Annotated in this window: 17 protein-coding genes; 5 read left to right on the top strand and 12 right to left on the bottom strand. The window is 43.2% G+C overall.

Features of this window, described 5'->3' with window-relative positions:
- Nucleotides 1-42: 42 nt before the first annotated feature.
- Nucleotides 43-1101, bottom strand: a complete 1059-nt coding sequence (locus BUC20_RS25280) for a response regulator (RefSeq protein WP_073234706.1) — start codon at nucleotides 1099-1101, stop codon at nucleotides 43-45.
- Between the two features lie 18 nt (nucleotides 1102-1119).
- On the bottom strand, nucleotides 1120-2304 hold the full coding sequence (locus BUC20_RS25275; protein WP_073234704.1) for a PAS domain-containing sensor histidine kinase: 1185 nt from the start codon (nucleotides 2302-2304) through the stop codon (nucleotides 1120-1122).
- 136 nt (nucleotides 2305-2440) lie between these two features.
- Here BUC20_RS25275 and BUC20_RS25270 point away from each other — a divergent pair, with 136 nt between their 5' ends.
- From BUC20_RS25270 to BUC20_RS25250, 5 genes are all read left to right on the top strand, one after another.
- On the top strand, nucleotides 2441-4240 hold the full coding sequence (locus BUC20_RS25270; protein ID WP_073234701.1) for a hypothetical protein: 1800 nt from the start codon (nucleotides 2441-2443) through the stop codon (nucleotides 4238-4240).
- Between the two features lie 347 nt (nucleotides 4241-4587).
- Entirely contained in the window at nucleotides 4588-5043 is a 456-nt protein-coding gene (locus BUC20_RS25265) for a hypothetical protein (RefSeq protein ID WP_073234699.1), read from the top strand.
- A gap of 127 nt (nucleotides 5044-5170) precedes the next feature.
- Nucleotides 5171-5851: a GTP cyclohydrolase I FolE gene (folE, locus tag BUC20_RS25260; RefSeq protein WP_073234697.1), complete on the top strand. Its 681-nt coding sequence runs from the start codon at nucleotides 5171-5173 to the stop codon at nucleotides 5849-5851.
- Complete coding sequence (locus tag BUC20_RS25255) at nucleotides 5848-6873, top strand: CobW family GTP-binding protein (RefSeq protein WP_073234694.1); 1026 nt, start codon at nucleotides 5848-5850, stop codon at nucleotides 6871-6873. The genes folE and BUC20_RS25255 overlap by 4 nt, the downstream gene beginning before the upstream one ends.
- Before the next feature lie 103 nt (nucleotides 6874-6976).
- Entirely contained in the window at nucleotides 6977-7171 is a 195-nt protein-coding gene (locus tag BUC20_RS25250; protein ID WP_069380720.1) for a hypothetical protein, read from the top strand.
- 269 nt (nucleotides 7172-7440) lie between these two features.
- Here the strand turns inward: BUC20_RS25250 and BUC20_RS25245 are convergent, their stop codons facing one another.
- The 10 genes from BUC20_RS25245 to BUC20_RS25200 all read right to left on the bottom strand — a co-directional run bounded on the left by BUC20_RS25245 (nucleotide 7441) and on the right by BUC20_RS25200 (nucleotide 22910).
- A complete protein-coding gene (locus tag BUC20_RS25245; protein WP_073234692.1) occupies nucleotides 7441-9963 on the bottom strand; it encodes a family 20 glycosylhydrolase in 2523 nt (840 codons plus the stop codon).
- Nucleotides 9964-10020: 57 nt separating this feature from the next.
- Nucleotides 10021-11142, bottom strand: a complete 1122-nt coding sequence (locus BUC20_RS25240; RefSeq protein WP_073234689.1) for an acyltransferase family protein — start codon at nucleotides 11140-11142, stop codon at nucleotides 10021-10023.
- 94 nt (nucleotides 11143-11236) lie between these two features.
- A complete protein-coding gene (locus tag BUC20_RS25235) occupies nucleotides 11237-13024 on the bottom strand; it encodes a RagB/SusD family nutrient uptake outer membrane protein (RefSeq protein ID WP_073234686.1) in 1788 nt (595 codons plus the stop codon).
- Between the two features lie 20 nt (nucleotides 13025-13044).
- On the bottom strand, nucleotides 13045-16563 hold the full coding sequence (locus BUC20_RS25230) for a SusC/RagA family TonB-linked outer membrane protein (RefSeq protein WP_159441160.1): 3519 nt from the start codon (nucleotides 16561-16563) through the stop codon (nucleotides 13045-13047).
- A 359-nt stretch (nucleotides 16564-16922) separates the two neighbouring features.
- On the bottom strand, nucleotides 16923-17984 hold the full coding sequence (locus BUC20_RS25225; protein ID WP_073234680.1) for a FecR family protein: 1062 nt from the start codon (nucleotides 17982-17984) through the stop codon (nucleotides 16923-16925).
- Between the two features lie 72 nt (nucleotides 17985-18056).
- Nucleotides 18057-18635 (bottom strand): sigma-70 family RNA polymerase sigma factor, encoded by a 579-nt coding sequence (locus tag BUC20_RS25220; RefSeq protein WP_073234677.1) that lies wholly within the window; start codon nucleotides 18633-18635, stop codon nucleotides 18057-18059.
- Nucleotides 18636-18789: 154 nt separating this feature from the next.
- Complete coding sequence (locus BUC20_RS25215) at nucleotides 18790-19716, bottom strand: transporter family protein (RefSeq protein WP_073234674.1); 927 nt, start codon at nucleotides 19714-19716, stop codon at nucleotides 18790-18792.
- Between the two features lie 94 nt (nucleotides 19717-19810).
- Nucleotides 19811-20872: a cytochrome-c peroxidase gene (locus BUC20_RS25210; protein WP_073234671.1), complete on the bottom strand. Its 1062-nt coding sequence runs from the start codon at nucleotides 20870-20872 to the stop codon at nucleotides 19811-19813.
- Nucleotides 20873-20877: 5 nt separating this feature from the next.
- The gene (locus tag BUC20_RS25205) at nucleotides 20878-21732 is read right to left on the bottom strand and encodes an MbnP family protein (RefSeq protein WP_073234668.1); all 855 of its coding nucleotides are present in this window, start codon (nucleotides 21730-21732) and stop codon (nucleotides 20878-20880) included.
- Between the two features lie 95 nt (nucleotides 21733-21827).
- Complete coding sequence (locus BUC20_RS25200; protein ID WP_073234665.1) at nucleotides 21828-22910, bottom strand: cytochrome-c peroxidase; 1083 nt, start codon at nucleotides 22908-22910, stop codon at nucleotides 21828-21830.
- Nucleotides 22911-22915: the final 5 nt, after the last annotated feature.

Raw genomic sequence — 22915 nt, 5'->3', positions numbered from 1 at the left:
GGCGGTGGGAATGAGTTTGGTCAGCCTAAAAAGTGATCCTCATCAGTTTTTCATTTGTTGCAGGCGAAGCTGGTCAAGAATAACGATCTGACTTCCTTTTCTTTCGATAATCCCTTCGTCTTTAAAGTCGCTCAGGATCCTGCTTACGGTCTCTGTAGCCATTCCTGCCATTGCAGCGAGGTTATCCCTGGAAATACGCAGGATCATTTCGGTCCCCTCCTGTTCCTGTTTGCACAGCCTGGCCAGTACTTCGGCCATGCGTTTCCTTACAGAATGGTAGGCCAGCTGAAGCAATTGTTCTTCTTTTTCCTGAAGGTTATTGGAAAGGATTTCGATAAATTGTCTGGCCACATCCGGATAACGGTTGAGCAGATCTTCCATTAGATCCTTTGGCAACATGCAAACCGTACTGTCTTCCATAGCTTCTGCCGTTTCGGTATAAGGAGCATTCAACAATAAGGAAGTCACTCCGAAATAATTTTCATGCCCGTACATACCTGTCAGCAGTTCCCTCCCATCTTCACTCAGTTTAAAAGTCTTCACTTTCCCCTGCATCACGAGGTAAACTCCGGAAACATTGTCTCCTTCATAATAGACAATCTGCCTCTTTTTAATGGTCCTGACCTTACGGGCGGCAATTATTTTTTCCAGTTCCTGCAAACCGGAAGAATTACTGAACAGGGCGCTGAGTTTTTCCAGAGACTGGCTATAAAAATGTTGTTGTTTTTCTCTTTTGCTCAGCCTGCTTTCTATCGCATTCATCAGTTCGACATCATCAAAAGGCTTGGTGAGGTAATCATCAGCTCCCATCTCCATTCCTTTACGCATATCCAGACGTTCCGCCTTGGCCGTCAGGAAGATAAAAGGGGTTGCAGCAGTCTGCTCATTTTTATTGAGTAAATACAATACGCCATAACCATCCAGCTCCGGCATCATGATGTCACATAAGATCAGGTCAGGCAGGTGGGAACCGGCCAGTTCAACACCTATCCGGCCATTACTGGCCTGTAATACCTCATAATTGGCCAATTCCAGGATCTCCGCAGTACTTTCCCGAATGTCGTCGTTATCTTCAATAATGAGTATCTGTATCTTCTTCATCCTTATGTTTTGGTTTTTTTATTTATGGAAAGACAGGACAAATTTAGTCCCGGTATCAATGCGGCTTTCAAAATACAACTCACCTTTCATCAAAGAGGCGTAGCGTTGAACAATATTCAGGCCCAGACCTGTACCCGGGATATTCCCGGTATTGTGGGCCCGGAAAAAGGGTTGAAACAGGTATTTATGGTCAGATTCCGGAATCCCGATGCCATTGTCTTTAATCGTTACAATACATTGCTGATCGTTGATCTCTGTATTGAATTCTATAAACGTATTTTCGCCTGAATATTTAATGGCATTGGAAATCAGGTTAATCATACAGTTTTTAAGCAGGTTAGGATCAAGTAAGACCATACTTTGCAATCCGGTATGCTGATAAATGATGTTCTGGTCCTGCTTGGCGATCATCTGCATTTCTTCAGTGATCTCTTCTGAAAGCTTTACCAGATCAAAAGCCGTAAATGTAGGCTCCACACGTCCTGCTTCCAGACGTTCCAGGGATAGGAAATCGTTCAGGATGGTAGTGAGGTTACCTACTGCATTTTTGATCTTGCTGACATGTTTTCTGATGTTCTTATTGTCGTAAGGCTCAGCATATTTATCGATCAGGGAAGCAGAAAGCTGGACAGAACTCAAAGGAGTTCTGAATTCATGGGAGGCCATCGATACAAACCGGCTTTTCAATTGATTCAGTTCCTTTTCCTTTTCCAGGGATAAACTCACTTCTTCTTTTGCCTCACTTAAGGCACGTACCGTTTTTTTGAGGGATTTGGTCCGTTCTTCTACCAGTTCTTCCAATTCTGCTGCATATTCACGAAGGCGTTCTTCAGCTTCTTTTTCTCTGGAAAGGTCATGTATAAATCCGGTATAAATGACCCGGTCTTCATATTGTACTTCACTCACTGCCAGCCTGAAAGGAAAAGTATTTCCATCTTTTCTCAGTCCTTTTACTTCTCTTCCTTTCCCGATGATCCTTTTTTCTCCAGTGGTCTGGTATCTGGAAATATAACCGTCATGGCCACTTCTGTCAGGCTCAGGCATTAAAACAGAAATGTTTTTTCCCTTTACTTCTTCCAGAGCATACCCAAATAGCCTCAGTGCTGCCGGATTAAGGCTTTCTATCCTGCCCCGATTATCAATGGTAATGATCCCGTCAATGGCTGTTTCGATGATTGCCTTAAGTAACCTTGCCTGTTCCATCTTTTATTTTTTACAAATATAGTTTATACGATTGCAGTTGACAGATAACCCTAATCATGCAAAAGTGTGACTAATATCATGTTTTTAAATCGAAATAGTGTGTTCTTTTGCGATTCACCCTGCTATTTTATATTAAATGAACCATACTTTTCATATACCAGTTTTAGGCTTAGGCTATTCCATTGACACTCCCTTAAAAGTGGCCAGATATGGCATCTCTTCTGTTGTCTCCATCGTAGACGATGAACTGACGGAGCGAATGAGAAAATACCATCAGGAAAAGACAGTTGGAGGATATACCTTGATTTCTAAAAAAGAGGAAGACAGCAGGGCGAAAAGAATTACGGCTTACCTGAACCTGTTAGACCTGCTGGTCAAAGAACAATTCGCCTCCCTGAAAACCCAAACCTTCGAAGAAGGAACGGACTTGTCAAGATATTTTGAGCTTTTGCCGGATACTTCTATCCTAAAACAGCAATATGATAAAATGAAAGCTTCAGAAACTTCCGGTTCTGGAAGTTCCGGTTTAGCTACTTCCGCTTTTAATGCAGCGCTCCGGAAACAACTGCTTGAAGCAATGGTTCCAGGCACAATAGACGTGAACATCATGTCTAAAGTTGATAAAGCGAACTATAAGGCCAATCAGGAATATGCAGGAGATGACTTTACGGATGCCCTGGCAGCCATGCGTGGTTTTGCCAGCAGCACATTGAATTCTTCAGTAATCATTTCCGCGGGCCTGAATCCCCGGTTGTATGCCTATATGGAAAAATGCAATGCCTTTTATCCTGATGCTGATGGAAAACTACAAAAGAAGATCATTCTTAAAGTCAGCGATTTCCGTTCTGCACTTATCCAGGCGAAGATGCTGGCTAAAAAAGGATTATGGGTTTCCGAATTCCGGGTAGAGTCTGGTTTGAACTGCGGCGGACATGCTTTTGCTACAGAAGGATTTTTATTGGGTCCTATTCTGGAAGAATTTAAGCAAAAACGCCAGGAACTGGCAGAAGAACTGTATCAAATGTATGGTGCTGCCCTGAACAATAAAACCCTTTCTGAAATCGCCAGACCAGTACAACGCATTACCGCACAAGGTGGAATAGGTACTGCAGAAGAACATAAGTTCTTACTCAATTATTATGAGCTGGATGCCACAGGTTGGGGAAGCCCGTTTTTATTGGTGCCTGAAGCCACAAATGTAGATAACGATACCCTGAACGACCTGATTACCGCGAGGGAGGATGATTATTACCTGAGTAATTCTTCTCCTTTGGGAGTGCTTTTCAATAACTTCAGGAAAAGTACTGCGGAACAACAAAGGATACAACGCCTGGAAAAAGGCCGGCCCGGAAGTCCATGTACCAAGAAATTCCTCTGTACCAACACCGAATTTACTGAATTGCCGATTTGTACTGCATCCAGAGAATATCAAAATCTAAAAATAAAGCAACTGCAGGGCCTGCAGCTTTCTCAAAGCGATTACCAGAAACAATTTGATTCGGTTACCGAAAAAGTATGTTTATGTGAAGGTTTATGCGCTTCTGCTTATCTAAAGGCAAGCCTATTAAAACCCAGAGAAAATAAAGCAGTGAGCATTTGTCCGGGGCCAAACCTGGCTTTCTTTCATTCCAAATACGCTCTTAAAGAGATGATCAACCATATTTACGGAAGGGAAAACCTCCTCGCAGACGTCATGCGTCCTAACCTGTTTGTAAATGAGCTTAACCTTTATGTCGATTACCTGAAAAAAGACATTGCTGCTCATCTGGAGGAGCTGACAGCTAAAAAAGACAAGTATTTCTCTAAGTTTAAAGATCAGTTGTTAAGTGGAATTGCCTATTACAGGGAACTCGTTCCAAAGTTAAGCTTTCCCGATAGTAGCGCTGTCGACGAAATGCTCAGACAACTCAACCTGGCAGAACAACGCTTAGCCTGAATTGAGTTGTAAATTATTAAACCAGGGATTGAAACAAGATTTAGGTGCATTTCTTCCCCCCTTCTTTCCCTGGTTTACCTATTTCCTTTTTCCCCTTTGTTTATTTCTTTGTTTGGGCCTACCAGATCTTTCATCTCTGCTTTCAAGATCCTGTTTTAGCATCCCGGCCTTCCTATTCCCCAAGCTCTGTTTCCCTTTATCCTTATTTAATTCCGGCTAACCACTCTTTACCCCTCATTTAACGGGTCTTTTTCTGCTTTAAGTCATCGGGATTTCAGTTTATAAAGTATAATTGCAATACTGTTGCATTTAATATAAGTTTGCAATACCCAATGACGTTGATAAGCATGAAAAACCGACTATTCCTGATCCTGTTGTTTTTTACAACCACTGCATTTGCTCAAAAAAGAGCACACAACCCTAATGATGTGATCCGTTCCATGAATTGGGACGTAATTGGTTCGGTGAATTTCGAGTTGAACAAGCAAAACAAGATTCTTCCTGTTTACGGAGAGATGATCAAACGTTTTGAAGACCGGGAGTTTAGCCTGAAAGGTTATATCATTCCCATTAAAGCAGGCCTGAAACAACAGCAATTTCTCCTCTCCCCTTTGCCGATCAATCAATGTTTCTTTTGTGGACAAAATGGGGTTCCGGCCATGATCCTGGTAAACATGGCCTCCCCTGTTGCTTATACCACCAATCCTGTGCTCATTGAAGGCATCCTGAAACTTGAAGTAGTGGATGCTGCGACAGCAGCGCCTATCACCCTCAACAAAGCAACCGCATTGAAAACGAAATAAAGTGATGAATGTGACGACTGCATTGAAAAGAAAACAGAGCTATCGAAAGATGATTAACCGGATCGAAAGGTGATTCAGGAGATCATCAACAGACCGCAATTAAACCATAAAAACAGCATACAAAAAAATGGAAGATCTACTTGCAGCTTACGAAGCTGAAGGGGAAGCACATTTCTCCGCAAATACACAAACCCCTTTAAGGGCCGACGCTTTTTCAAAAACAGATGAAGAAAAAATTACCGCAATCAGCCTGCATTTTGCAGCAATCATGGAGGAGCTGGGTCTGGACCTGACAGACGACAGCCTCCGGGGAACACCCCACCGGGTGGCAAAGATGTATGTTAAAGAATTGTTTTCAGGATTGAATCCTGCCAATAAACCCCGCATTTCCATCTTTGAAAACAAATACGGTTATCGCGATATGCTCATCGAACAGGACATTGAGTTTATCTCTGCCTGCGAACATCATTTCCTTCCCATGCCTGGAAAAGCACACATTGCCTATATCCCAAATGGGAAAGTGATTGGCCTTTCGAAGATCAACAGAATCGTAAAATATTATGCAAAAAGGCCACAGGTACAGGAACGTCTGAGCAAACAGATCTATCAGGAACTGCAGGAAGCACTGGGTACTGCAGATATTATCGTGGTCATCACTGCCCATCATATGTGTGTGAGCATGCGTGGAGTAGAAGACCAGAGCAGCAAAACCACTACCCTCAGCTATGGTGGGAAATTTGAGGAAAAAGACAGAAGAAAAGAGTTCTTTCAGGTGTTAAATCTGGGTACTAACCGCATGGTGAAATGAAAGAAACCAGGGAAGTCAGCATTTTAACAGGGTTTCTGGGTGCCGGAAAAACCACCTTACTTAACGCCATCATTTCCGGAAAGGCGAAGACCCGCTTTGCCATTGTAGAGAACGAGATCGGCGAAGAAAGCATTGATGCAGAATTGCTCATTAAAGGTGATGACAACATTGTAGAGCTCAACAATGGCTGCTTATGCTGCACTTTAAACGACAACCTCTATGATATCCTCAACCAGCTGTGGCTAAGGAAATCTTCCTGGGATCACCTCGTTATAGAAGCAACCGGAATTGCCGATCCGGCAAACATTGCCCGACCTTTCCTGACCAATGAGTCTGTGCAAGAAAGTTTTCATTTGAAAAGGGTCATCTGTGTGGTCGATGCAGAACTAATTGAAGACCAGCTGAAAGAAACCGAAGTTGCCATTCAGCAAATTGCCTTCAGTGAGGTGATCCTCCTTAATAAATCTGAAAAAGTGTCGGTGGCTTACCTCAAAGAATTACAAGCTATTCTGAAAACCTTAAACCCATTTGCAGAGATCCTGGTGGCTCTGGAAAACGACTTCAAAATTGATGCCCTGTTTAACAGAGAAAGGTTTTCTAATTTTTATAGTAATCCCAAACCCTTTCTTACGCCTAAAGGAATGTTTAACCTGATGCCCGCTGAAACAGCAGCAGCACCGAAGTTTGGTTTGGGAAATTCACACCGCAAGCATCAGCATAGCGATATTGAAACGATTCTGCTCAGGTATACGGAAGACATGGATATAGAAGCGATTCAGCACCGGATGATGGTTTTTCTGTTGACTCAATCCATCGGTGTTTACCGGATCAAAGGAATTTTATTTAATAAAAATTACGAAAACCGGGTGATCCTGCAAACAGTTGGGAAAGGAATGTCGGTCAGCACTGGCCATCCCTGGGAGGAGGGCGATAAAAGAGAAAGTAAGATTGTGATCATTGGTAAACGCCTTTCCATCTATGGGTTCGACCGGATGTTTCGTAGCTGCCTGGAGAATAAGTAGCTACCCGGAGGCTTAAGCCACTGCCCTGAGAATAATTTATTGGACAATTTTTGTTATCTTAGGTAGAAACAAAAACACCGCTACAATAACCAATAAAATTGCCATGGAAAAAGAAGCTATGAAATCATTACTGGAAATTATTGACCAGCAAGTTAGTTCCTCAATTTTAGGAGGAATGGAAGAACAATATGAAGAATTAGAAAGATTGGGCTACATCCGGATCAACCGTGACAGCGTCCAGCACTCTTCTTCTATCACCCCTGAAGGGATGGAGTTTTTATACCATGATAAAGAATAGTGCAAGGGACATAAACAAGATAGTACATAGAACCCCGAATAGACGCTAAATCGATTACAATTGTCATTAAATTGTTTTTATTTTTCAATTGAAAAACTTTTCAACAACATTCACCGTTATATGATCAGTTTGTTTGGTTTAGGTTGATCTGTGGTGGGTCAACCACAATTTAAAACAGCGATAGATCTCCCGATTTATCGCTGTTTTTTTATGTCCGGATGTCCCGGTTATAATCCTTTGTTCCGGTTATATCCGGTTGTTCTGATTTTTTATCTGATCTCTATGGTACGGCCTCCCCTGCCGGTAGGATCAAAAGCGCGCAGTTTAACAGCCCCTTTCAAAGGAACAGCACTTTTATAAACAGGACTTTCCTTTCCAGGTTCTGTTCCATCAGTTGTATACCTGATCGTCAGTCCAGGCAATTGAATGTTGGCTTCCAAAGCACCGTCTTTTAACTGTACCCCTGGCGTCGGAATCCGGTACAGGTATCCTCCCGAATAATGGTTTAAGCGGGGAAGTTCCCTTTTACCCAAAACATTGACAAACTCAGACCAGGCCTGTTCATATAAAGTTTTTTCCTTTGCCGGATCCGTCGTAACTGCCCATTCCGGATCTTTGGCCCAGGCCCTTTCTGCAAGGCCTAAAAGTTTTGGCAACAGCATGTACTCAAAATGTGCCGGCGTTTTTATCGTTTCACTCCATAAGGGAGCCTGTAATCCTACGATGTTTGATTTCCCAACCGCTGTCAGACGTTCTTTGTTTTTAAAGATGCTCAGATCAACAGGATTGCCCTGTTCATCTTCTTTTACATTTTTATAATAGTCGTACGGGATAAAATAAAACGGCTTGTCGACATCTACATAACCGCCCCAGTTTTGTCCTCTTTCGTCAAAACTTGGATTTACTGCAAGGTCAATATAGAAATTGGTGACCGGTGTTAACACCACTTTATACCCGGCATTGGCCATTTTATAGGCAAGATCTTCATTCCCCGTCAGGTTGTTCCATACATCTGCATGAAAGTTCTCATTGACAAAGCGCGGTTCCGGTAACATTTTCATTTCTCCGTTTACCGCCACTTTACGGAGTCCGATTTCTTCCCATCCCGACAAATACATTCCTCTGGACTTCAATAGCTGATTGATTTTGCTGAAATAATAAAACCAAAGTGCATCTGTTCCTTTTACTTCAGGATTTGTTTTTGCCAACAGCGCTGCTGCCGCTGATTTTCCCCATACCCCTGCGGGCACTTCATCTCCTCCAAAATGGATGGTAGGCAATGCTGCTCCGGCTTCTTTATGCATGGCGACGAGTTCATCCGTTACTTTCTCCAGGAAAGCATAGGTTGAAGGAAGGGCAACATTGATCACATTATCGTCAAAGCCCTGCACAGAACGATAGCCGGACTGGTCATTCAGGTCCCTTAACAAATACTGTTCAGCTTCCGCTTTCTTTCCCGCTTTCATGAGCCTGGCATACCTGGAGTCCATCGATTTAATCGCTGCACGGGCATGCCCCGGGGTTTCAATTTCAGGAATCACCCTGATGTGCCTTGCCGTTGCATATTTAAGAATTTCGATGTACTCTGCTCTGGTAAAGAAACCAGTCCCTGAGTTTTTCCCTACAGCAGCCGCTGATCCATAAGAAGGAAGGATGCTGTTTCTTTCATTGCTGGAATGGCCACGGTTTGCACCTACTGAGGTCAACTCTGGCAATCCCGGAATCTCCAGTCGCCAGCCCTCATCTTCTGTTAAATGAAAATGGAAGACATTTAATTTATACAAGGCCATCAGGTCCAGCACTTTTAACACTTCTGATTTCGGTTGAAAATTCCTACCCACATCCATCATAAAGCCTCTGAAGCCAAAACGTGGCGCATCTTTGATCTCCGCTGCCTGAAGGTTGATCAATGGCTGTACGCTTGCCCAGGACTGCGCAGGGAACATCGTTTTTAAGGACTGTATCCCATAAAATGCACCTGCAGCATCACTGGCTTTGATCAGGATTTTCTCCGGACTGATGCTCAGCTCATAACCTTCTTTAGCTATAGAATTTACCTGCTGCAAGAAAATCCCCGGACCTTCTGAATGCTTTAATACTGTCGGTTTCTTTCCTAAAATTTTAGCCAGTTCATCTGCAAAGCCAAGGGCCTCTTTTTCAAAAACACCTTCAGTGACCAGTCGCACCTCTTTTGTCAGCTTAAATACGCCTTCCTGTTTTACATAACTCGCCGGGCTTGGAAACACAACGGGCAAATCTCCTTCCGGAATATCTTTAATCAATGTATTCTGCTGATACACCTTCGCAGCAAGGGCTTGCTCTTCTTTTAAATGTCTGGATAAGTGTTTGTAATTCACCCGGCTGATCGTTTCACCAAGATCGGGTGTTTTATCCCAGACCAGGTAAAAGCCCTGCGGACGTTCCGAATAATTGTTCATCGATTCTGAAGCCAGGTTCAACTGAACTGCAGCTCCGGCAGAAAGAGTTTTGAATGCTTTTAATGGCGACAAACGGAACAGATCCCCGTTTACATGGTTTATTCTGGCAAGGACTGAATCCGGACCCCAGGTTTTTACGACTCTGGAATTGAAATAGATTTTCCAGCCTGAGGCCGGAAGAGCCATTTTTCCATTGTTCTTTAAGTGGAACAGCGACTGAACCTGTCCGCCATTTGTGCTGACCATTTCCAGGTCAATACTCAGGTCCTCAGCCTTTAGCGCTGTTGTTTTTTGAGCAAAAACAGGCTTCATGCTGATCATGATCAGCAAAGCGCCTACAATATATGGTTTCATTTAGTTCTCTGTTTATGGTTGCAGTTGTATGCGTTTATAGGTTGTACCCGTATCAAATCAGACCCGGATGTATATCTTTTTACGGTCCAGAAAGTAGCCTACCAGCCAGCAGACCAACATAAAGCTGACGGCAAAAAGCAGTGAGCCTATTGGTCCGGGAGCAATCGTCTGGAAAAAAACAGTGTTGATCCATCCGCTAAAATCGGATTTAGGAAACAGGGTATTGATGATGATCAGCAGCAGGTCTGCAACGATGTAAATGAACAATGGGTTTTTACCAAACACGGTAAAGAATCCGGTCCATTTGACGGATGCTTTTACTTCGATGATATAGATGAGTGCCGCAATAATGATCAGGTCGAGTCCGCAGGTAATCAATACAAATGAACTCGTCCATAGTTTTTTATTGATTGGAAAGGCCGAATTCCAGCACCATGCCAGGAAAACGAGCAATACACCAGCCAGCAGTAATTTGGCAATGCTTTCAAAACCTTTTCCTTTTTCCTGAATAAAACGGCCTGCATAATAACCGATGATCACATTTACACAGGAAGGAATGGTACTGAGGATTCCTTCCGGATCAAAGGCGATGCCTTCACCATGGTAAAGATGAGTATCTCCGAGCAGGAACAGGTCCAGGTACTGGCCTGCATTTCCGGTCATGCTGAAAGGATCGGCAGGATCTCCAAAAAACAACAATACCAGCCAATAGCCAATCAGGAACAATACGCTGAGCAGGGTTACCCATTTGGTGGAAAGGTAGTGAATCATCACGGAAACGATGCCATAACACAAACCTATACGTTGTAATACCCCTAAAATCCGGGTGTTTCCGATTGGAGAAAAGCTGATTCCACCGGCATCATCATAACGAAAAAACGGAAACCAGTACATGAGGTATCCGATCAGGAAAATCAGCAGGGTCCGTTTGAATATTTTCATTAATACTTCCTGATCTTTCATCAGGGCAAACTTTTTCATAGAAAAGCTCATGGCATTGCCTACAGCAAACAAGAAAGAAGGAAAGACCAGATCTGTGGGTGTAAATCCGTGCCAGGCAGCATGTTCCAGCATGGCAAATGGTTTGGCCCCACTTCCAGGGGTGTTGACGATGATCATAAAACAGACTGTCATTCCCCGAAATACATCGAGTGATAAAAAACGTTGTGGTTGGTTCATTTAAGGAGGAAGTTAGGAATAAAAAATCAAATAATGAGCAGGGGCATCCGCCCCTGTCTCATTATAGGGATAAGAAATGGGGATCAATTTCGCCCTAATTATAACCGGAGTTTTGTTTTAAAACCGGGGCACCATTTAACTGGCTCAAATCAATTTGTCGTTGTGGGATCGGATAGTAATCGTTTCTACCTTTGGTATATTTCCCGTTTCTTACATCAGCAGTTATTTTCCCCTGATAATTAAAGTAAGCATTGAGTTCCTGCTCGGCGATCCCCCAGCGTACGAGATCAAAGAAACGGTGACCTTCCATTGCCAGCTCTAGTTTCCTTTCAAAATAAATGGCCGTTAACGCATAATCTTTTCCTTTGGATGAAAAATCACCGGAAGGATATTCATTTACTTTATAATTCGCTGCAGGAACAGTTGAAAAGCCATCCAGTGGTTTCGCATCATCTTTATATTTATACACCCAGCCTTTAGGATTGGCTGCACGCGCCCTTACAATGTTGACATATTCCTGTGCTTTGCTCAGTGATCCCGCCTGCGCTTCCGCTTCTGCACCCATCAGCAGTACATCTGCAAAACGGATCACCAGGTAATTGATGGCTGAGCCTGGTGCCCAGGTCCCTTTATCTTCATCAGTAGCCCGGGTTGCCTGCCAGTAAATGTTCTTTTTAGGACCATAAGGGCCACCATATTTCTGATCTCTGATCCATGGCTCTCCAGGGTATAGCCCCCAGTCCAGGTATGGAATTCCGCGCCTTCCTGCAGTCCAGTCGAGCCTTGGATCTAATGGTCCCTGATCCGGCACAAATGGAGCTCCTCCGTTCACGCCCATATCATTTTTAACAGGATGCTCATTAAAGTCAGTCAGGTAAGGCAATCCGGTCAGCTCATTTGTTCTGAAACGGTTCACCAGGTCTATCGATGGCTGGAAGAACCCGCAGCAGCCGAAAGGGCTATCACCGTACGGAAAGTTCAGCATATCGCCATTATTCCCATGTGAAGGTCCGTCAGGATCTACGTTTGCCGCCATCTGAATGGCAAAAACAACTTCAGAATTGTCCTCTTTGCTCGGTTTATAATTGTCCGAGAACTCTTCATTCAGTTGGTATTTCATGCCGCTAGTGGTATTTCCTTGTGCAATTACCACATCAAATATGGTTCTTGCCTCAGGAAATTTGCGTTGGAACAGGTAAGATTTAGCGAGATAAGCACCCGCTGCCCATTTGTTTACCCTTCCTATTTCTTTATGGGATTCAGGGAGGTTTTCGTATGCATATTTAAAATCATCGGTTATTTTCCCCCAGATATCGGTATTATTTGGCTGGTTAAACACGGTTGTGCTTTCATCAATCCAGGGCACCATGTTCCACATTTTCTTGAGTTCAAAATAATAATGTGCCCTTAGAAATCTCGCTTGTCCCGCGATTTCTTTACGCTCCGCTTCTGTCAGGTCCGTGGCCTTGGCCATCACAATCAATACGTTATTTGTTCTGGTCACCCCTTCATATAATGCTTTCCATTTTCCATTAAAATAAGCATTGGTGGCATCTGAATAAAACTTGGCAATGGGATCTATGGCCGGTTGATCTCCCCCATCGCTTCCTTTCGAAGCATCTCCGCCGGCGATTGCGCCAAACACCCAATTGCTCGGTGAACCTGTCCATGCATCGCCACCACCTAAGGCCGCGTTGTCTCCCTGCATACCATCCAGAGCAGCATATGCCCCGATCAGCAGGTTGTTTACCCCATTTTTATTGGCAATAATTTCTTCTGTCAAAGAGCCCAAAGGCGGTTGTTGCAAGGCCTTTTTGCAGGAGAAAAATGGCTGTGCTGTAAAAAACAATACAGTTAACAATATGTATGTTGATCTTTTCATCTGTCTAAATCGTTAAATAATTAAAATTTTAAATTTAAACCTAAGAGGAAGGTCCGCTGACTTGGGTAAGCGCCTTCATCCACACCGTAGGCTGTTGGGTTATCCGTAGCACTCGAAGTACCGATTTCGGGATCCAGACCTGAATATTTTGTAATAGTAAACAAGTTGGCTCCAGAGATGTACACCCTTAACCGTCCTACACCTAATCTTTGCAAGGTTTTTTCTGGTAAAGTATAACCGATCTGTGCATTTTTAAGTCTGAGGTAAGAACCTTTTTCTACGAAATAAGAGTTAGGAACCCCATTTGAGCTGAATGACTGATCTTTTTCCTGAATTGGTGCTTTAGCATTTCTATTTTCCGGTGTCCAGGAATCATACAATGCGGTATGGCTTTTTGCTCCTCCAAATGAAGACGAGAAATCGGTCCACCATTTCACCTGGTTCCATATGGAGTTGCCCTGAACCCCGTAGAAGAACATGCTCAGGTCAAAAGCTTTATACGTTAATGCAAGATTCAGTCCATAACTAAAATCAGGATTTGCATTTCCAAGAAAAGTACGGTCATCGGCATTGATGATGCCATCTCCGTTTACATCTTCGTATTTGAAACGGCCAGGGGCCACAGCATTCTGATATACTAAACCAGGATCGGAACGGTCCTTTTGTAATTTCAGGTCTGCCGCATCAATTTCCTCCTGAGAATTCCAGAACCCGGCCACTTTATATCCAAAAAACTCACTTACTGAATGCCCAACCTGGTTCCGTACGATATTACTTCCATCGAAACGCCTTCCATCAAGGTCATAGTAATTGGCATCAGCAGACACCTTCTGGATCAGGTTATCATAAGTAGTGATGGTTGCCGTTGCATCCAGTCTTAAATCTTTGGTGATATTGGTATGTCCGGATAGTGACAGGTCAAGTCCCTGGTTTCTCATCTTTCCAATATTGATGAAAGGTGAATTTGAAGCACCTGAGGTGGCAATCATTTCCGGGTTATACAATAGGTCGGTGATGTTCTTTTGGTAATAATCTGCGGAGATTTCGATCTTTCCATCAAATAATGTCGCATCTAAACCAATATTGGCATTGGTGTTTTTCTCCCATTTCGCACCGGGATTACCCGTTTGATTTTTGTAGAAACCGGCAACCACTGTATTTCCGCCACCAATGGCATAATAAGAAGGTGCGATTGCACTACTGAAGGTATCGAAGGAGTTCCCCTGACCTACATTCAGTTGATTTCCCATGATTCCCCAGCCCCCTCTGATTTTCAGGTCGGTCAGCCATTTGATATCTTTTAAGAAAGATTCCTGAGAAACCCTCCATCCCGCACTCACAGCCGGAAACCAGCCATAAACGTGTTGCAGGAATTTAGAAGATCCATCCCTTCTGAGCGTTCCACCGATCAGGTATTTATCATTAAAGCTATAATCTACGCGTCCGATCAGGGAAAACATCGTACTTGCTTCCCTTTCACTATAAGAATCCTTAGGCCCGCTCCCTGTATTTAAATTGGTGTAATCAGGATCAAAAGAGAAATAACCTTTATTACTTCCACCCAGGGTGTTGTAACGGTCTCTCACGTATTCTGTACCCACTACAGCTTTTAAACTGTGCTGGTTAAACCTTTTGTTAAAAGAAAGGGTGTTTGTCCAGGTATAATCAAATCCTGCATAAGAAGATTCTGCATAAGTATTGCTGGTGTTGTTCTCAGAATTCTCATACTGAGGATACACAAATGATTTGCTGATTCCGGAAGTATTCGATCCTCCAAAAGAGCTTCTCAAGGTCAGCGATGCAGGCAAATCAACTTCTACAAAGACGTTTCCAAATAACCTGTTATCGGTAGCTTTGTTGTTTTTTGTCCGGCTGAGCATGGCTACCGGATTATAAGCATCACCAAGTTTACCTCCGTAAGAACCGGCAAAATTGCCCATGATATCATATACCGGTACAATTGGCTGCTGACGGAAGGCATGACCAATGGCATTATCGCCTGTCAATCCTCCGATTTTAGGATTGTCAGTGATGGAATAAGAAAGGTTCTCTCCTACCCTCACTCTTTTTCCGATGTTGTATTGGGTATTGGAACGGATCGTATATCTTTTCAGATAAGTTTCCATTAGCGTTCCCTGCTGATTGAAATAGTTTGCTGAGAAAAGATAACTTCCAAGATCTGAACCACCACTGATGGCTACATTGTGACTTGTGATCGGTGCATTTCTAAAAATCTCCTCATACCAGTTTGTCCCTTCTTTGTTGGCCTTTGTGATCCGGTAAAACTCATCATATTCCGCAGAGTTAAAAAACGGCTTCAGTTTATATAGCGCCGGATTTACGGCTGCATCACCAGGTTTAGCGCCTAATGGTAGGATATAATCCGGTACGATATATCTTGGTCCGTTTCCATATAATGTATCCGAAAGGTTGGTTTCTCCGGAATTGATCAGCATCTGGCGTTTTAAATCTGCCATTTCCTGTGGGTTAAGGATGTCCCAGACATTTCCTTTTTTTGGACGCTGGCTACCATAATAGGCATCGTAGCTCACCTGTACCCTTCCTTTTCCTTTTTTAGTGGTCAGGATGATCACACCGTTTGAAGCTCTTGATCCATAGATCGAGGCCGATCCGGCATCTTTAAGCACCTGTGCAGATTCAATGTCATTTGGGTTAATGTCTGCAGTGCTTTGTGTTGGTACTCCATCGACCACATACAGCGGACTGTTATTTCCGAAGGTATTGATCCCCCTGATTTTCACCTGAGGTTCTTCGCCCGGCTGTCCGGATCCCAATACCGTTACTCCTGAAGCCTGCCCCTGTAAGAGGTTGTTCACCGAAGAAACAGGTTGTTTGATCATGGAAGATACATTGACCACCGAAACTGCTCCGGTAAGGTCTTTTTTCCTTTGCGTGGAATAACCCACCACCACGACTTCACCTAAGGAAGTTTCTTCTTCCTCCAGTTGTACATTGAGGGTGGTTTTTCCTGCAGCAGGGACTTCTTTTGTTTTAAAGCCAATGTAAGTAAATACCAGGACAGGATCTGTTGCCGTCGTGGTAATGGAATAATTACCGTTCGCATCAGTCATAGATCCGGTTGCTGTTCCTTTAATTTTTACGCTTACTCCCGGCAGGGTTTCTCCTTTTAAAGAGCTCACCTGTCCTTTGATCACTATTTGTGGTTTTCGTGCTTCGGCTTCAGCAGCTGCAAAGCTTGCCCTGTCGTATAGTAAGATGTGCTGGTCCACCACCCTGTAAGTGATGTTTAGCGGAGCCAATGTCTCCGCCAGAATATCCCCCAGCTTTCTGTTGACTACATTCAGAGAGGTAATCCTTTCGGATCTGATCACCGAAGGGCTGTAAATAAACTTTACCTTAGTCTGGTTTTGAATTTCCTTTAAGATCTGTTTGATTTTACCTTCAGTAATATTTATAGAAATTTCTTTGTTCAGTATTCCCTGTGCCTCTACGTTTTTCGCAAAGGAGCTACAGGTAAATAAGATCACAAGAAATATTTGGCTTACAGATATTCTCATTGCTGTTATTATTAAAGCAACAAATCGCTTTTTATTCATACCTTTAGAAGTTTTGTTCGTTAATGTGAAAATTTCGTTCAGAATCAATTTAACTGGCAATGTCCCGCAACATTGTCAGTTTTTTTTTGGAGTTTTTTCTAGTAAAAGTTTCTCTTTTTCATACGCTGTTGGTTAGGTTGGTTTAAGGTTAATTGATTGATTGGGGTAATTGGTTAATTGGATTAGTTTGTTTGTCAGTTGGCTAATCAGCCAGTTGGTTGATCAGCCAGTTGGTTGATGAACTGGTTTAATACGTTTTATCACTGTGATTTTCTCCGGCAAGGTCCCGCAACGATGCTGGTTCAAATCTATGGTCTCTGTTATTTTTTGTTCTTAATGATAATGCTCGTTCCTGAAATCTCGTAGCTGGCTTTTATCGATTCACACAGAAAATCAAGCCTGTTGTACAAACTTTGCTCAGAAAGGTCGCCAGTGAAAGTATTGTTATATAAAGCCTGGTCATCAATGATAAAGTCTATTCCATAAGCCTTTTTAAATCTTGAGATCACCTCCGTCAATGGGGCATCATTAAAAGAGAACAGATCTTTGACTTCCTCTTTATCTGCTTTATTGGCAATGGCATAAACCGGTTCCGGATTGTTGACCAGTGTTCTCTCAAATACTTTCTGATCATTACTAAAGACAGCTTTCTGATTGGGTGTTAGTAAAACCACTTTATCTGTGCCCAAAATTCCTTTAACAATGGCCAGTCTGCCGGCAACCGGCGAAACCTGAACTTTGCCTGTCCGCACAGAAACTTCCGTAACTTTGCCCGAAGCATTTGTATTGACCATAAAACTGGTTCCCAGAACTTTAGTAACCACATCCTTACTATACACCATAAAAGGCCTGGAAGCATCTTTACTGATCTGGAAGAAGCCAGCGCCTTCCAGTGTAACTTCTCTGTTTTCTGCGCTAAAATGTGCCGGATAGCGAAGTACTGAATTGGCTTCAAGGATGACGGAGCTGCCATCTTCAAAAATAATTTTCTCTTGCTTGCCTGAGGTATTGGTACATTCTTTAACCAACTGTGCAGACGCCGGAGTCAGGAATATCGGCACCTGGTTTTCTTCTTTAAAAAACAAGTATCCGGTAATGATCAGAAAACCGGCTACAGCTGCTGCAATTCCAGTCCAAATTACCGGAGATCGTCTTTTAGCAGGTTCGGCAAGAGGGGTTGTGACCACATCCGGATTAGAGATATCTACATGGATCCTGTCCCACAGCTTCTGCTCCATGGTATTGATTTCCCTGGAATTGATCTCTTCCAGGTCCTGTTTATCCAGCATTCCGTAAAGTTCTTCAACAATCCGTTTTTCCTCATCTGTACATTTTCCCTGGAGGTATCTATCCAATAAAAGATGAAATGCTTCTCTACTCATTATTATAGCTTTTAAACTATATGTAAGTTAAAGCAGGTCTATCCCTAAAGAAAATAAAAATATTTTTGCGATTTATAGAAACAGGCTCAGGAGAAGCGGTAAAAAGAGGTAATCTTTTAAATGAAAGCGCATGGATTTGAGGGATTGGGTGATGTGGTATTCGACGGCCTTCTCGGAGATGTTCAGCTCTCTGGAAATGTCTTTTACAGAATAATGTTCCAGTCTGCTCAGCTTGAACACCTCTCCTGTTTTTTTGGGTAATCTGGCGATCCCATCATTTAGCGCTCCCGACAATTCATTGAGCATGAGCAGGTAGTCTGTATTTTCTACGGTATCATTTTTTACAACCTTCAGGTGATCCTGATAGTTCTCCCTCACCAGCTGAGACTTGTAATGGTTGATGATGCTGTATTTCAGGCTTCCGAAAAGGTAATTGCTGATGGAAACAATTTTGACACTCTCCCGTCTGTGCCAAAGGTCTACAAAAAGATTTTGAGTGAGTTCTTCAGCCAGCTCCTTATAATGCGTTTTTTTATACGCTACCTGGAACACGCCTTTCCAATATCGGGTATAGATCTCCCGGAACGCACGTTCACTACCGTCTTTAAAAAGAACGATCAGTTCATCATCTGTCAGGACTGAAAGATTCATATAGGAGTCAGGATAGGTTAGTTGGTCTGGTCCTAACAAATTTAACAATAAAAGTCAAAGGACGACAAAAAATTATCTGATCTTAACAAGCAAATCACTCAGCAGGATTTACATCATTCCTGCCGGGTGATTTGTAATCAAAAAAAAAGAAAACTTAAAATGGCAGGGACATGTGTACCATCACTCTGTTTCCGGCTTTTGCCCTACCCTCTGCAAGGTCCTGGGAGCGTACATTCTGATAGTTGGCACCAAAGGAAAGCCCTTTCATGGCAACTTCTACCCCCATTACTGCGGATAAAGAGTAACCACCGGATACTGCAACATTGTATTTATTGTTTTCTACATCCTTGTCTGCAGTTTCATAGAGTATACCTGCATTGGGAGCTACCGTCACCACATTTGCCAGCCGGAACTTATAATAAGCCAGCATATTGGCCGTCAGCTTATTGCCATAACGGTAATTGTATTTGTTTTCCGTATTGATCTTATAGTTGACATTTGTATTCAGGCCCAGGTCATTGTAACGGATATCGTAAGCTGCATTCAGCGTAAAATCGGTACTCGCTGTTCCCAGTTGAAAATTATTGGGAGATTCCTGAATGGCCAGTCGCTCTGAAGGTTCGTACTTTCCGGTAGGTACTTTTATTCCTCCTCCAATCCATACCGATTGCACCAGTAGCCTTTCGCCAAGGGTACCGCTATGGTCCAATAGTTTATAATAACCCATCAGGGCAATATCTCCAAGCCCGTTTTTCGTGCCGTTACCGGTCTGGCTTTCCCTTTTATTGAAATTGTAAGGTACAAAAGCCAGGATCCTAAAACGGCTTCCTATATTCCATCCACCCCAAAGCTCCGCGCTCTGGTAAGTTTCATCTGCAGTAATCGGCGTTCTTTGTCCCAATGGGCCAAGGTGGGTCTGTAAGGATTTGTGCTGGTACCTTAACCCTATAAACCTTTTGTTAAACTCTGGCAGGATGCCCAGATAATAACTTCCTACCCCACAGCCGCAAATATCACAGGCAAAGCCGGAAAAGGTAATGGAGAACAGGAGCATCAGGCTAATTAGTATTTTCTTTGTCATTGTAATTGTTTTTTAATGGTGATCCGGCAATCATTGTTTTTTGTAAGTGATACGCTGATGATTGCTTCAGTAGTATACTCTGCTGAATACCTCATTATTGTTCAGCTAAGAGTTTGTTATTGATGAACTCTTCGTCATTTAAAGTGGATAAGAAGGCGGTCAGTTTGGTCTTGTCATTCTCCGTTAATCCAATCCCTCTTTTGTCTCCCTGAATTAACAAGGGATCAAGGTTTTGTGTATTCTGAACTTCCGAATTATAATGCTCAAGTACACCTGCAAGGCTCAAAAACCGTCCATCATGCATATAAGGAGCCGTAAAACGCAAATTCCTCAAAGAAGGCACTTTAAACTTATACTTATCTGTGCTGATGAGGGTGGCCAGGTACAATCCCTGATCATTGATCGGGCTTGGCCCTAAACCGTTGTTCCGGAAAGAACCATCTGTAAACAAGGGTTCGCTATGGCAGGAAGCACATTTTTGTTTAAACAAGGTATATCCTTCCTGTTCATCGGCAGTAAAAACAGCATTGTCTTCTTTTCTCATTACCTTATCATATTTGGAATTGCTGCTGACACACATCAGCATAAACTGCGATAAGGCTTTCATAAATCTTGCAGTACTGATCTCTTCCGTTCCAAAAGCGCGTTTAAACAAGTCCGTATACTTCGGCATCTGACGAAGTTTGTTGAATACATTTTCCAGTTTCTCATCCATTTCCTCATGCGTGGTAATGGGTGCAATTGGCTGCAGATCCAGGTCGTAAATCCCTCCTCCCCACATGAATGATTTATTCCAGGCAAGGTTCATAATCGGCGGGGAATTGCGCGTTCCCAGGCGGTCGTCGATCCCATGACTTACATCATGTCCGTGTTGTGTGAAGGCCGAGGACTGAATATGACAGGACCCACAGGTGATGGTATTGTTCCTGGACAGCCTTGGCTCATAAAACAGCGCCCGTCCCAATTCAAAACCTTCCTTAGTCACCTTATTGTTGGCGAAATTATACACAGGCTCCGGAAAATTAGCCGGCTTCTGAAAACCAAGGAACTTTGCGATCTCCTCAATCACCGGATTGTCTTTCAGGACCACATCCTTCTTACAGGCCAGAATAAACATACCCATCAGAAAAAGGGTTGTCCAATGTTTTTTATTCATGGCGCTTAGTTTTCAGTGTGGTCATGTCTGAACATTTCGGTCAGGTTATTTGCAATATTGGCACTGAAATCACCAAACATCACGTTCGGATGCGCAGCAATGCTAAAGCCCTGTTTTCCATTGAACACTTTCATCACATCCACAAAAAGATGGACGTTGCTTTGACGGTCCTGTCTGACCTTCGCAATTCCGGCAGCTTTCAGATCTACAGTTACCGTTCTGATGTTGTTTAATGTCGGCGCATTATAGCCACCAAAGCCTCCGATATGGTATTTGAATTGCTTTTTACCTGAAGGGTCGCCATCTTTATCATCAGAAATCACGGCAGAATTCCCCTCGAATTTGAAAAAGATATAACCGTTTTGCCATCCCCAGTACATGCCCCCGGAATCATGACCACCACCATATGCAGGATCCAGGATGCCGGTCCTTTTTTCTACTGGCATGGTACTTCTTAAGCTATCCACCCCTATGGTAAAAGTTAAACGGGTATAATCTCCTTCGGGTACCTTTACTTTTGCGAAACGCGTGGTTTTATCCCCTCCATTGATCAGGAAATAACTTTCATCCTGTTTCACCGTATACTCCTGACCAGAAGCAGTGGCCACTTTAATATTACTGATGTAATACTGCAGAAAAGAAATGGAGAACTTTTCTCCTAAAGCGTTGGTATAGGGGCTTCCGGTATTGTTGATGGAAAAGGTACGTTCGCCGACGATGTTATCAAACTCTACAGAAAAAGGAGCCAGATTTGTTTCGACAAACTCAGGTGCCGGAGCTTCTTTTTTTGAACAGGCAGATAAGATGATGAGCATACTGCCAAGCAGCATCCATGCGGTGTGTTTTATGTTATTTTTCATTATTCTATATTGTTTCTAGTGGTTATAAAGCCATCCTGAACATTCATTACGGTTTGTAAACGATATGCTGATGATGGCTTCATTATTTGTTGTTTTTAAAGCGTCAATGGATTTCCTTTTTTCTTATTATGTATAAATGATTCGTCACTCAGGGTTCCCAGAAAGGCGATGATCTCCTTTTTCTCCGTTTCATTGAGTGGTATCCCCGCTGCTCCATGATTCTGGTAAAGCCCGGGATCAAGTGTAGCAGAAGTCTTCAGCCCGGAATTGTAATGTTCCAACACTTCCTCAATTGTTTTAAACCGTCCATCATGCATATATGGGGCAGTCAGCATTACATTCCGCAGGGAAGGTGTTTTAAACTTCCCCATGTCTGCCGGGTTAAAGCTCACCCGGAAATGCCCCTGATATATGCCTTCCTTCTCTTCGCTGAACACCATGTCAAGTCCGTTGTTATGGAAACCCTGGTCGGTAAACAATGGCCCTGTATGACAAGCACTGCATTTTGCCAGTACCAGGTTCATCCCATTCAACTCTGCAGAAGAAAGCCCGGCTTCTTTCCGGATGTACTGATCATAGCCTGCCCCCCCTGAAATCAGGGTCCGCTGGAACTGCGACAATGCTTTCACCACATCTGCCGACCTGATTTCCTGCTTAAAGACCCGTTTAAACCGGCTTACATAATCCGGGATGGCCTTTAGTTCCCTTTCCAGCTCATATAAATCCTGATGCATCTCGTCTTCACTTGTCAAAGGTCCGAAAGCCTGGGATTCCAGGTTTTTAGCACCACCGTCCCAAAACAAGCCCTGTTTTGCCCATGCCAGATTAAACAAAACCGGTGCATGGCGAGGCAGTACCATTCCGGAAACCCCTTTATTGCTAAGTGCAATGCCATCAGAAAAAGCCAGCTCCTGATGGTGACAGGAGGCACAGGAAATCCTGTTATTTCCGGATAACCGGGCATCATAAAAAAGCATTCTCCCCAATTCAACCCCTTCTTCAGTTAAAGGGTTATCGGGATCTTTTTGGACAGGTGGAAAATGCGGGGGTACGGCCAGTTCAAGTTCATGAAGCAATGTGGTCTGTTCTTCCGGCAGCGCCTCCTTTTTACAGGAAATCAGCGCTGACAGAAAGAAAAAGCCAGCAGCAATACGGAAAAAAGGAGAATTGCCGGACATGAGCC

The organism is Pedobacter caeni (genome assembly GCF_900129215.1).
Taxonomy (GTDB): domain Bacteria; phylum Bacteroidota; class Bacteroidia; order Sphingobacteriales; family Sphingobacteriaceae; genus Pedobacter; species Pedobacter caeni.
This window is presented reverse-complemented; position numbering and strand designations above follow the sequence as displayed.